The sequence below is a fragment of the Streptomyces flavofungini genome, assembly GCF_041028215.1.
Lineage (GTDB): Bacteria > Actinomycetota > Actinomycetes > Streptomycetales > Streptomycetaceae > Streptomyces > Streptomyces flavofungini_B.
The window spans coordinates 1-1,360 of sequence record NZ_JASKYR010001296.1 but is presented as its reverse complement, the minus strand read 5'-3'; the positions used below and the strand labels follow the sequence as shown (position 1 = coordinate 1,360).

The window sequence follows — 1,360 nt, the reverse complement described above, 5'->3', positions numbered from 1 at the left end:
GGCGGGCAGCGGAACCATCTCGTGCGCCATGCGGAGCACGAAGGGGCCAGGGTCGTCCGGCTCCTCGGCGGGTGTGCCGTGCGGGGGTCGGAGCGGTCGCACGGCAGTTGGGCCGCGTGGGGGCTGGGACGGCCGCCCGGCGGGTGCGCCGGGAGCGACCTCCGCCAGCCGCCCCGCCTGCCGGACGCTCAGCCGTCTCGCGCGCGGGAGCAGCAGCAAGTAGGCGTAGGGATCGGTGTGTTGGGGCAGCCGCGGCAGGGAGTGTGCCTCGCATCCGGCAGACATGCCACCTCCGTCGTGTGCGTCGGGCGCCGAAGCGGCCCACCAGCAGCCTCCGCGGCCACTCCAGCAAGGTCGACTCGTTTCGATCTGGACCGAATCGAGGACCGGCGATCAGACTCACGCGGGTGAGCCCGCGCATCCACTTCACGGCGGAAGACCTGTCCCGCACCCGCCTGGCGTCCGGCGTGCGCCCGCTGCTGGAACTGGAGATAGGGATACGGCTGCTCCAGGAGCACCCACCCCGTACGGTTCGACGCCTGGCGGCAGCGGGCGGCACAGCGGCTCGGTCCGGGCACGCGGCCGCTGTTCGACCTCATCTCCGCGCTCGGTCCCGCCATCGACCTGCTGGACCTGAGCGGGCCCGAAGGCCCCGGCGACTTCGTGGAGAAGCTGCGTCCGATGTCCGTCGGACGTGTGGTGCGGGACGTGGAGAGCTGGGGCGCGGGAACCGGGCACGCGACCGGAACGGTGCGACGGCTGCGGCAGGACCCCGTGCTCGTCCAGCGGCTCGCCGACGCCGTGCACGACGCGCACGAAGTGCTCATCGCGCCGTACTGGCCCCGGATCGAGCAGGTCGCGGGCGCGGACCGGACCCTGCGGCTCGGGCGGCTGGCCGAACACGGCGTCGAGCGCCTGCTGCGGGGGCTCAACCCGCGCTGCATCACCTGGGCCCCACCCGTACTGCACGTGCGCACGGCGTCCGGGCGCGACGGGGACGTACACCTCGCCGGGCGGGGGCTGCTCATCCCGACGGTGTTCGGCGCGCACTACCCCGCGTACGCCCATCCGGACGATGGGCAGCCGTGGATCACCTATCCGGTGACGGACGGCGGTGCGGGCACCAGGCCTCCCCCCGCCCTACCGCCGACGCCCCCGCGTCGCTGCGTGCCCTGCTCGGCCGGACCCGAGCCGTCGTTCTGTGCGTGATCGCGGAACGCCCCGCGTGCACCACCACGCAACTGGTGGCGGGCGCCCSTATCTCCCCGGCCAGCGCCAGCGAACACGCCACGGTCCTGCGCAACGCCGGACTCACGACCCTGACCCGCGACGGCAGGAGCGCCCGCCACGCTCCGAGCGC

The 1,360-nt window shown here is 74.1% G+C and carries 1 protein-coding gene; it reads left to right on the top strand.

Going from position 1 to position 1,360, the window contains the following annotated elements:
- Positions 1-681: 681 nt before the first annotated feature.
- Positions 682-1,209: a hypothetical protein gene (locus tag AB8Z36_RS40560; protein ID WP_369218352.1), complete on the top strand. Its 528-nt coding sequence runs from the start codon at positions 682-684 to the stop codon at positions 1,207-1,209.
- The last annotated feature ends 151 nt before the right edge of the window (positions 1,210-1,360 follow it).